Origin of the sequence: Pantoea sp. CTOTU46764, from assembly GCF_031974595.1 — a bacterium.
Classification (GTDB): domain Bacteria; phylum Pseudomonadota; class Gammaproteobacteria; order Enterobacterales; family Enterobacteriaceae; genus Pantoea; species Pantoea trifolii.
On record NZ_DALYOQ010000091.1, the window covers coordinates 1 to 10678 of the forward strand.

Genomic DNA, 10678 nt, shown 5'->3' on the forward strand with positions numbered 1-10678 from the left:
TGAGATCGCCAAACAGGCTGGCGTCCAGCTGCCCCAGACCGTTTAATTTCGGGTTCACTGTGATGAGATAGGGACTGCTGCTGTCGCCCGGGACGAAGTAGCCATTGTCACTGGTGGGGAGCGGATAGGCGCTGGTATCCACCGCTGAAGCACCATAGCTGCCCAGAGCCGATGGTTTTACTGCGCTGCCTGACGCCAGTTCAGCGGCCTTACCGAGGTTCGCGTTGCCCTGTTGTTTGCCATTGTGATTTGAGAGCCCAACGGCTTCAGGCTGTGCATTTTGCAGCGATGTGCCACCGTTGACCTGCTGCAGGGCATTTTGCAGCTGGTCGCGCCACTCCGGGGAGTTTATGGCTATGCTGCTTGTGGCAGCGAGTTGCTGACGCTGCTGTGCATTCACCTGACTAACAGCAGCTAAGTTATTTAATGCTGGCGCATGGATTGTTGTTCCAACCAAGCCGGCATTGGGTGTTGAGCTGGTATTGCTAATATCACCGTTGAAGCTGGCATTAACGTTGCCGCCAGCCTGAATTACGGAACGTAATGCATCTCCGCTATAAATCGTTTCAGTTTCAGGTGTCGAAGTTAAGAGATAGGTCACAGTAGCTGATTGAGCATTAGTAGGAAAAGCGTCCAGGTCGCGATCGCTTTTAAGTTTGTTGTTCCCAATTCTGCCGTTGTAGGTGTAAGTCAAATAAGTGTTGCTTACACCGTTAAACCAGGACTGGTTATTCAGGGTATTTCCCTGAAGCGACATGGAATTACCCGCCAGTAGCGTGCTGGCAAGGTTGTTGAGTTGGATGGCAGAGACATCAAGATTTCGCCCTGCAGCTATGCGACCAGCATTACCATCAGCTTGGGCGTTAAGTGTTGTAGTTTCTGTGAGATAGCGTTGAACGGCACCTTGCGCATTAGGAGCCAGGTATGAATAATCGTCAATTGAACCATTCCCCTTACCAAAGCTGCCGCCCGTCCTGACGGAAATAATGTAATAGCCTAAATCAGAAATTTTCAGCTGGTCGAGCCGGTAAGTTATAGATGGACCGCCAATACCTGTTGCTAAACCAGATACAGGTTGGTTCTTTTCTTCAACTCTCAGACCATCGCGCTGATTTAGCAGGCTTCCAGTTCTGACGGTGATATCACCATTCTGCGACTCAATGGTTCCCGAGGTATTGATCACCTCACCATTAGCATTCCCCGCCGCGTCGCGCTGCATCCACAGACTGTTGCCTGCCAGCATATCGCCACGCTGGTTTTTAATGCTGTTGGCGTACAGGTAGAGATTCTGCCCGGCGTAAAGTAACGCCGTATTAACAATGCTACCTGGCGAGGAAATGGTGAGGCTGTCACGCGTGCCGGTGAAGCCATTGAGTGCTACGTCGCTGCGGCTGGCCAGCGCAATGTTGCCACCGCCCTGCAGCGTGCCCGCGCTGTTCATATTGATGCGGCTACCGCTCAGGCTGCTGTCGCCGGTTCCGGTTGTGAGCTGGCCGTTGTTCGTCAGGTCGCCGCCAGCACTCAACGTCAGTGCCTGCCCCTGTAACGTGCCCTGGTTCTCAATCGCACCGTTACTGCTGATAGTAAGGCGATTACCGGCTGCCAGCGTGTTGCGTGCGGTAAAACTGTTGATCAGTTTCAGCGTGGCATCGCCCAGCGCTACCACCTGACCCAGCTGATCAAAACCGGTGCTCTCCAGCAGCAGATTGCCGCCGCTGAACAGCTTACCCGCTGCCTGCTGCGTGACCTGGCTGGCCTTAACGTTCAGCTGATTGACACCCAGCAGCGTGCCGCTGTTATTGAGCTGGCCATAATTAACCGCCAGCGAGCCACCCTGCGCAGTTCCCTGATTCAGCAGTTGCGAGCCGGTGAAGGTTCCCTGCTGATCGGCCAGCAAGGTGCCGCTGTTGCTGGCGGTGGCAGCATTCAGCGTCAGATGCGCTGCCTGCAACCAGCCGCTATTGACGAGTTGAGGCGTTGTGAGCGTGAGCTCGCCCGCAGACAGCATTTTTCCGCTATTAGTCGCGCTGCTGCTGGCGGTGATGCGGTTAGTTGCCCCCTGAATCAGGCCGTAGTTATACAACTCAGGCGTGGTCAGCGTCAGACCGCTCTGGCTTATCAGCGTCCCGCTATTGTTGTTGGTGATGCGGCCACGGGTGGTCAGCAACAGGCTCTTATCACCCTGCAACCGCCCGTTGTTAGTCAGTGTTCCAGTGGTGATCGTCAGATCACCACCCTGAATGCGGCCATCATTGCTAACCGTCGCCGCCTGAAGATCCAGTTTGCCACCCGATAACAGCGCACCGTTTTGCTGCTGCGTCAGCGTGCCGCCGAGCACTGCCGTCAGTCCGTTAACGCCGGAGATTTCTCCACCGTTGGTCAGCGTCGTGCCTTTCAGCGTCAGGTTTCCGGCAATCCACTGCCCCTGATTAGTGAGGCTGAGTGCGTTGAGCGCGGCGTTGCCGTTCGCCGTGATTTTGCTGCCAGAGGTGGACGTCAGTGCATCGCTGATATTGAGCGTCAGATCGCCCGCGCTCTGGATAGCGCCGTTGTTGGCAAGGCGGGTGGCGTTCAGCAGGATTTGCTGTCCCTGCCAGCTGCCGTTGTTGGTGATGTCATCACCGCTAATGTTCAGCGCGCCCTGCGTCAGTAGCTGACCGCCAGCATTGTTGATTAATTCACGTGCGGGCTGCGACTGTACCGCCAGCATGCGGAAACCACGGGTCTGCGCCGGACCGATAGTCAGCGATTGCAGGCCAATCAGACTGCCCTGATTAGTCACGCTGGCCGGGGTAATTGCGAGCGTTTCGCCCTGCACGCTGCCGCTGTTATTCAGCGCGCCGCCACTCAGCGTCATCGCTTTATCCGCCAGCAGCGAGCCGCTATTGTTCAGGTTCTGCGCGCTGACCTGTGCCGTGCCCTGCGACAATATTTCACCGCTGTTGCGCAGCTCACCCGTAACGTCCGCAGAGACGCCTGCGGTGCCCAGCAGCGAGCCCTGATTCTGCCAGCGCCCTGCGCTGATTTGTGCATTTGCACCCTGTAATGTACCTGCCGTGTTGAAGTCGGCAGCGTGCATCAGCAGGTCGCCTCCGGTCAGCGTTTTGCCGCCAGTTGCCTGAATTAAAGCGCCGCTCGACTGTGCATCCAGCGAGGATGTTCCCTGCCATAATCCACTGTTGCTAAGGTTATTTCCGCGCAGCACCAGATTATCGGCCAGCACCTTACCGCTGTTTTGCAGGTTACCCGCCGTCAGGCTGGCATTGCCGCCCGCTGTCAGGCTGCCACGGTTATCCAGCAGCCCGTCGGACTGACCTTTCAGTGAGTCAATACCGTAAACGGTGCCACTGTTGGTAAGCGAACCAAACTGATAGTCAATGCTGTTGCCCTGCCACACGCCGGCGTTGTCAGCTGTGGCGCCCTTCAGTGCAAGAATACCGTTGCTGAGAAGCTGCCCCGCACTCAGGTTGCTGAACTGCCTGAAATTCGCGTTAAGTCCGCTGTCACCCTGTAGCAGGCTTTGATTCTTCAGCACATCACCTGAAACGTTCAACTGCTGTGCCGCAATCGAACCGTTGTTGTTCAGCGTACCGCTCAGGTCTGCATTCAGATTGGTTGCGGTGATGCGTCCGCTGTTGGTCAGGTCACGGCCGTTAAGGCTGAAGTCATCTGCCACCTGTAACAGGCCCGCATTGGTCAGCTGTACCGGGGAAAGCGTCAGCGAACCGCCGCTGATAAGCTGACCGCTGGCGGCGTTGGAGATATCCGCGCTGTTCAGTAAGAGCGACCGGTTACCCTGCAGCAGTCCGGCGTTAGTCAGCTGAGGTGCCGTGATGCTGAGTCGGTTGGCCGCCAGCTTACCGCTGTTAGTGATGTCGTTGCTGATGAGAGCAAAATCGTTCTGGCTCAGCAGTGTGCCGCTGTTATCCAGCCTGCCGCTCAGGGTGCCAAGGAACTGTGTGGTCGCCTGGGCGCTGCCGGCGTTCTGCCAGCTTTGCAGCCGCATATCGAGCGTGTCGGCCTGAATGCTGCCGTGGTTATCCAGGCTTCCAGCCTGAGCAGTCAGCGTGCCGGCACTCAGTAACTGGCCGCCGGTTTTATTACTGAGTTTATCGCCCGTCACGGTCAGTGCATCACTGCCCTGAATCAGCCCGCTGTTAACTAAATCTCCCTGAAGCCTGAGCGCCTGCGCCAGCAGCCAGCCGCTGTTATCAACCGAATCTGCTTTGAGTTGTAGGTTCTGCTGACCAAGAATTTTGCCGCTGTTATCAAGCGTTGCGGCGTTGAGTACGCCTTCACCCGCACTTAACGCATTGCCGCTGTTATGCCAGTTGCCCGCCGTCACCACCAGTTGCTGTCCCTGGAGCTGGCCCCTGTTAGTGAGCGTGTCTGCTGCGATCGTTAATTTGCCGTCACTCAGTAACGTACCGCTGCTGGTTATCGCCTTGCCGCTGGCCTGCAGCGATTGTTTGCCCTGCAACGTTCCGCTGTTGTTCAGCGTACTGGCATCAACAGTGGTTGTCGCTGCGGCGATTTGACCGTCATTGGTCAGCGCAGCGTTTTGAAGATTGAGGGTGTTATCCGCGAGCAGCAGGCCGTCCTGCTGATTGTTCAGCTGCGCATTTGAGGCAAACAGGCTGGCAGCGTTGATTTCGCCGCTGTTGGTGAGCGCGTCGCCACTCAGCGTCAGTGCTGCCTTGCTGGTGATGAGCCCGCTGTTAATCAGCTGCGGCAGATTGAGTGCAAAGCTGTTGTCCGAACTCAGGGTGCCGCCCGCCAGATTGTTCAGGCGGTGGCCGCTGAAGGTCAGCGCTTTGCTGCCCTGAATCAGCCCGCTGTTGTCGGTTTGCACACTACTGAGTGAGAGCACTGGCGCGGACAATACGCCCTGATTCAGCAGGCTGTCGCTGCTGAGGCTTAGACTCTCTGCGCCGGAGATGGCCGCGCCCTTACCATTCTGCAGGCTACTTGTGGTGATGCCGGTGGTGTTACCGGCCAGCATGCCGCGATTATCGAGTTGTTTGGCGGTGATGTTTAGATTTTTTCCCGCCGTCAGCTGGCCGCTGTTGCTGAGCCGATCCTGCGCCTGCAATCGGATATCGTTACCGGCTTTCGCGACGGCATTGCTGTCCGTGACAACGGTTGTGCCATTAAGCTGAATATCACGTCCTGCCGTGATGCTGGCGCCATTGGTGGTGAGATTTACTTTCGCCGTAACGCTGACTCCGGCGTCGCTGACCAGCGTGCCTTTATTGAGCGTTGCATCCTGCTGTGCACTGAGCGCGACCTGTCCGGACGCTTTGTTTTCCCCACCAAGCGTCACTGATTCAGCATTCGCCGTCAGCGCCCCGCTGCTCAGGCTGTTGTTGAGCGTCAGTTTACCGCTGGCATTGAGCTGAATATCACCCTGCTTCGCCACCAGGTTACCGAGGTTAACCCCAACACCTTTCTCGCTCGACACCAGATGAATACGATTGGCATACATGCCGCCAAGCGCGCCGGTATCGACCGCTACCGACGGCGCCGCGCCTTCACCGGCAATCGGCGTGACGGAACCATCCGCACCGACCCGATTAGCCCCCAACGTCACCGACAGATCTTTCGCATGGATCCCGGCGTTGATCTCCGTTGCGCGCGCAACGATCGACACCGCATCGGCGTTGCTGCCGTCCAGTCCCTGACCTTCGACGATCACCGATCCTTTCGTCACCTCCAGCGCAGCCAGATTGCCGTTGGCATCCAGCTGCGGCTTACCGGTGGTCAGCGTGACGTTCGGCGTGTTGATAAAGCCGCAGCCGTTACAGGTAATACCGTACGGGTTGGCCACCATCACGTTAGCGGCTTTACCCGCCACTTCGGTGTAGCCCTGCAACTGCGAACGGTTGGCGCCAACCACTTCGTTGATGATCGCCTGCGCTTCGTGCCCGGCTTTCAGATTAGGGTTGTTCTGGATCAGGCCGCCTAGCTGCGTCTGGGTAAGCTGGCCGGAGGCGTTATTGAGGATTAAACCTTCTTTGCCAACGTTGTACTGCTGGTACTGGTTATGTGAAATCCCGGCGCCGTTGGGCGTGGCGATATTCACCACCGGCACGCCGTTGCCGGCGGCATCCATTTTTGTGCCCGGCGTTACCGGCGTAATTTGTGCGGCGACAGCAGGCAGCATCGGTTGTACCGCCACCAGATAGCAAATCAGGTAGCTCAGCACGCGACGGGCGAGGGAAACGGGTTGACGATCGTCCATAATCTTTGCCTCTTAGAAAACCAGCCCGACGCGGGCGTAAATGCTGACGTGATCCGGCTGGAGATGGCCGGGATAGCTAAGGGGAATGCCGACGGTGTACTGGGTATAGAAGTGGCGCCCGCGCGTGCTGAGACCTAGCGCGCTGCCCCATAAGGTGCCGGTGGACTCGCGATTCTGCGCGTCGCTCTTTAACCAGCCGCCGTCGATGGCGGCCAGCGCGCTGACGTCGCCCAGAACCGGCAGCGTGAACAGGCTGTAACTCAGTTCGTTGCGCAGATAGCCACCGGCATCACCGGAAAGATACTGCTCCTTAAAACCGCGCACCGAGCTTTCGCCACCCAGCGTCAGGCGTTCACTACCGTACAGCCGATCCGGCGACCACTGGCCGTAAATGCTGCTGAGCAGCCACAGTTTGTCGGCCAGCGGCCGCTGAAAACTGCCGCTGATGCTCCACTTGCGGAACTGCGCTTTGGGCAGATCGCCGGTCTTGCCCGTGTCATCTTCGGCATCGAACCACGGCATGCCGCGGCTGAATGTCGGGTTGAGCGTGGCGACGCCGCCGAGGATTTTCTGCGTGTGATTGAGTCCCAGCTGCGCGCTGGTGATTTTGCGGCTGCTGCTCTGCAACAAGGTATTATTGAGATAGTTGTGGCTGGAGTAATTATTCAGGCCGAGCTGAACGCCGGTTTTGATATCGCCGTTACGAAACAGCACCCATGAACCGTTAAGCCGGTGCGACACGTTGTCGCCGTTGCTCAGCCAAGTAAAGCCGTTGTTAACGAAGCTGCTGTGATAGTTGCTCCAGCTGTAGCTGTAGTCGAGCAGGCCGTAGCCGTAAGGCACGCTGACGCCCGCCTGCAGGTTCTGCGCATCACGCCAGTCGCTGAAGGCGCTGCTGCGTCCGCCGCTGATAAACCAGCGGTCAGCCAGTCCCAGCAGATTGTTTCCCGTCAGCGAGGCGTTGAGTTGACCAACGCCGGTGCTTTTCTGTCCGCTGTTATCAAACCCCAGCGATGCGCTGAGCGGGAATTCCGGCGTAGCCGTAAGGTTAACCACCGAATAACCGGTTTTAGGCGACGGCTGTATTTCAATCTGTACCGGCGTGGTGCGCACGCGGTTAATCTGCTCCATGCCCTGCTCAATATCACGCAGGTTAAGCACCTTGCCTTCCAGACCGGGAAACGCCATCTGTAATGAACGCGGATGCTGGCCGTCGAGACGAATGGCGTCCAGTTTCCCTTCCAGCACCGGAATAATTAACTCGCCCTGCGATAAATCCTGTTCAATTAAAAATGCCCGGCTGGTGATATAACCGCGCTGCATATACCAGTCAGAAATGGCATGCACCAGCGAATTAATTTCGGTTAAGTTCAGGCAGCGATGAATATAAGGTGCGGCCAGCGATTGCTGCTGTCCGGCAGAAATTAGCGTGGCGTTGCGAATAGCGATATGCTGCACCGGAAAGCAGGGGCCGGCCTGACCGGAATCCGCTGCTGGCGTGCTCTGCGGCGCGGTAGCACTCCACAATGCATCACGCTGCTGCTGGTCATTTTGCAAACGTTGCTGTTGTTGGTTCTGAATATAATCACGGTCGCCGGGATTTAACGGTGCCGCAAATGCAGAAGTTGTGATCATACCGACGCACAGCGCCAGTGACATCCTTGTTTTTGCCATCATAGTAAGACTTAAGCGAAATTGATTGTAAGTTTTGTGTAAGCACTTTTGTGCAGAATATCACCTTAACAATCAGAAAGTTCCTGGCTCCTTATAAAAACTTTAATTTCCTGTTTATTCAATTTTATAAATCATGAAGTTTCCCCTTAACGCAAATAGCCAGTCATTCCGTCATTTTCACCGATAATGTTTATTTTCATGGTCATGCATGTTGAATGAAATGATGAGAGAAATGTATATACAGAATGAGGACCTTCACTGCATTGATTAGCAGTCTGCGTGAAATGTGGTGGTTGCGAGCCCTAAACGAGGCATAAGCGCCTACCTTTGGTTGTTACATTATAACATACTTTAGGGCCAGCCTCGGTTGAACTGATCCCCAAATCCATCCTCTTACTCAGGGTTGTCAATTTTCAGGCAAGTGATTGAGTTGTTTATTATAAGAACGGGGAACACATGTTTATAAAGGGTTGGATTAAACAGTTTTATCTACCGGCGTTTATTTCGCTCTATATCGGCGTACTGCTTAACATTCCGATTTTTATCCGCCGCTATACGCAATTGCAGTTTGATAATACCCTTTCATTAGTGACTGAGGTCATCGCTGCATTTTGTTTGGTGATGCTGTTAACGTTGTTAACCTCATTAACCGGAAAATATCTGTCGCGTGTATTGATGACCATGCTGGTGATTTTCTCCAGCGCGGCCAGTTATTACATGATTTTCTTTAATATTGATATTGGTTATGGAATCATCGCCGCCGTTTTAGCCACCGATTCACTGGATCTTTCTAAGGAATCCGTTGGCTGGCACTTTGTGCTATGGATGGTAATTATAAACGTCATTCCGCTATGGCTAATCTGGCGCGGAATGCGCGGTAATTCCGTTACAAATATCAGTAAAAAGCGTTACTGGTCTTATAAAACTATCGCCATTGTTATTGCCGCATTAGGTTGCTGGTTGCCGCTAACGCTAATGGGCAAGGTGCAGGATGAACAGGATAAGAAAAATAATCGCATGATGGCCAGCTACGGCGGCATTGTTGCGGGGACTTATTCACCGTCTAACTGGTTATCGGGCGTTGGCTTGCTGGCTTATAGTTCGTTCAGCCAGGCTGAAGATAACCGTAATCTTTACGATCCCGCAGAACACTTTAAATACATTCCACCAAAAAATGCGGATAACTTGTACATCGTGTTTGTGATTGGTGAAAGTGCCCGCCGCGATCATATGGGTTTATACGGTTACGATCGCGACAACACGCCTTATCTCGATCACGAAAAAAACCTCGTTCACTTGCAGGGCTATTCCTGCGATACCTCCACCAAGCTCTCGCTGCGCTGTATGTTTGTCAGAGAAGGTGGCGCCTCAGAAGCCCCGCAGCGCACGCTGAAAGAGATGAATGTCTTCACGGTGATGAAGAAGCAAGGTTTCTCGGAAGATCTCTATTCCATGCAGAGCGAAGCCTGGTTCTATAACAAAGTTATGGCCGACAGTTATTCAATGCGTGAATCTATTCAGGCGGAGAAGCGTAATGTCGGTAAGCCGGTGGATGATATGGCGTTGATTAATGAATTGCAGGACTCAATTCAGCGCCATCCACAGGGTAAACATATTGTTATTCTTCACACCAAAGGCTCTCATTATATGTATACCGAACGCTATCCACGCGCGTTTGCCCGTTATACCCCGGAGTGTCAGGGCATTGATGATGCTTGTAGCACGCAGGAGATGATCAATTCCTACGACAATAGCCTTTTGTATACCGATTATTTTCTCAAACAGACTTTCGATAGCCTGAAAGATAAAAATGCCATCGTGTTTTATGCCTCAGATCACGGGGAATCGATCTCCGATAATCTGCATTTCCACGGCACACCACGCGATCATGCACCGATGGCGCAACGCACGGTGCCGATTATGGTTTGGGCATCGGATAAGTTTTTAAGTGACAGTAATAACAAAGCGTCATTTGCCAAACTTCAGCAACTGCAGAATGACAAAACGCCGGTATTCCACGAGAAGTTATTTGACTCAATATTAGGCTGCTCAGGTTTTGCCTCACCGGATGGCGGAATTAATTCACTGCGAAACTGGTGCGATCATTCTACTATTCAGAAGTAAGGTGACGATTCAAAGGGAGAACATATGACGCCAGAAATCAAAACGGAACGATTAATTCTGAAGCCGCTGGAAAGCCGCGATGGGCAGGCGATGCAAATCGCCTTCCCGCGCTGGGAGATCGTGCGTTATCTCAATGCCAATGTGCCCTGGCCTTATCCTGAAGGTGCCGCGCAGGATTATGTCGATAAAGTGGTGTTGCCCGCCGTCAAGGAAGGTCGATGCTGGTGCTGGAGTATCAGACGTCAGGAGAAACCTGAGGAATTAATTGGGTTGATTGAACTGCGCGATGGAGAGAATGATAACCGCGGATTCTGGCTGGTACCTGAGTGGCAGCATCGCGGATTCATGAGTGAAGCCTGCAACGCCGTGAACGACTTCTGGTTTAAAACGCTGGGCCGCGAAGTTTTACGTGTGCCAAAAGCGGCGGTGAACACCGGCTCGGTGATGATCTCACGTAAATCTGGCATGCGTCTGATAGAAACCGGGAAAAAAGAGTATGTCGCGGGTGTTCTCGATTACGAATTATGGGAGTTAACTCGCGAAGAGTGGCTCGCATAAAAAATCAGCCAAATCAACGTAGGTCCGCCCGTTTATATCTTAATGCTCGTCACGGTCGCCATAAATGGCGCCCCCTACAGA

Annotated in this window: 4 protein-coding genes; 2 read left to right on the forward strand and 2 right to left on the reverse strand. The window is 54.2% G+C overall.

All coding sequences use genetic code 11. The annotated features are described in order from the left end of the window. Together RTM06_RS21060 and RTM06_RS21065 are read right to left on the reverse strand one after the other, a co-directional pair. Window positions 1-6241 (reverse strand): filamentous hemagglutinin N-terminal domain-containing protein (locus tag RTM06_RS21060; RefSeq protein ID WP_312184597.1); only part of this gene is annotated, 6241 nt, incomplete at its 3' end. Window positions 6242-6253: 12 nt separating this feature from the next. Continuing rightward, the gene (locus RTM06_RS21065; RefSeq protein WP_312184598.1) at window positions 6254-7918 is read right to left on the reverse strand and encodes a ShlB/FhaC/HecB family hemolysin secretion/activation protein; all 1665 of its coding nucleotides are present in this window, start codon (window positions 7916-7918) and stop codon (window positions 6254-6256) included. A 453-nt stretch (window positions 7919-8371) separates the two neighbouring features. Here RTM06_RS21065 and eptB point away from each other — a divergent pair, with 453 nt between their 5' ends. Continuing rightward, window positions 8372-10039: a kdo(2)-lipid A phosphoethanolamine 7''-transferase gene (gene eptB / locus RTM06_RS21070; RefSeq protein WP_312184599.1), complete on the forward strand. Its 1668-nt coding sequence runs from the start codon at window positions 8372-8374 to the stop codon at window positions 10037-10039. A gap of 24 nt (window positions 10040-10063) precedes the next feature. After that, window positions 10064-10597 carry a GNAT family N-acetyltransferase gene (locus tag RTM06_RS21075; RefSeq protein WP_312184600.1) on the forward strand — a complete coding sequence of 178 codons (534 nt, stop codon included), beginning with the start codon at window positions 10064-10066 and terminating at the stop codon, window positions 10595-10597. The last annotated feature ends 81 nt before the right edge of the window (window positions 10598-10678 follow it).

Excerpts from the sequence above, each read along its gene's own strand:
- RTM06_RS21065 (WP_312184598.1), bottom strand. The coding sequence starts at position 7,918 with ATGATGGCAAAAACAAGGATGTCACTGGCGCTGTGCGTCGGTATGATC.
- eptB (WP_312184599.1), top strand. The coding sequence starts at position 8,372 with ATGTTTATAAAGGGTTGGATTAAACAGTTTTATCTACCGGCGTTTATT.
- RTM06_RS21075 (WP_312184600.1), top strand. The coding sequence starts at position 10,064 with ATGACGCCAGAAATCAAAACGGAACGATTAATTCTGAAGCCGCTGGAA.